1 pseudogene is annotated in these 497 nt (G+C 52.7%); it reads right to left on the minus strand.

Annotation, left to right across the window (positions count from 1 at the left end):
* Positions 1 to 127: 127 nt before the first annotated feature.
* Positions 128 to 497, minus strand: a pseudogene (locus C3B52_RS35880) (pilus assembly protein); the annotation flags it as partial.

Genomic DNA, 497 nt, shown 5'->3' on the forward strand with positions numbered 1-497 from the left:
AATGATCCTTTTGGGTCACATCTCTGGTTACATCGCTGGCCACTTCTAAGGCCACATCTCTAGTACGCTTCTTTAAGCCATTTCTACATGCACTCATTCTTTGGAACCCAACCTATCGAAATCTTGTCTAACCCGACCTTGCAACCACCGTAAACGGCACCTCCATTCGCTGCCCGTCTGCTGTCTCAACAACAAACAGCCACGTACCCGGCGTGGTGTTAAATCCCACATTCCATTCCCATTCGATATAGCCACTCTCGTCCGCGGTCTCCCATCCCAAATATTTAGCCGTACTCTGACCACTCTTATAATAAACGGACAATTGCGCGCTGGTTCCCGGCTCCACTTTTACTTTCACTTTTGCCTGCTTGCTCGCCACAGCCGGATTGGGCTTCTCAAGCAGTTCGATCCCCCCGCTTGTCTCCGAGCCGTCGCCGTTACCCGAATCTGCCCCTCCTTCGCCGGTATCCCCGATCCACAGCCTCTCCTGAGCCTTC

The sequence above is a fragment of the Brevibacillus reuszeri genome (assembly GCF_002897295.1).
GTDB lineage: Bacteria > Bacillota > Bacilli > Brevibacillales > Brevibacillaceae > Brevibacillus > Brevibacillus reuszeri_A.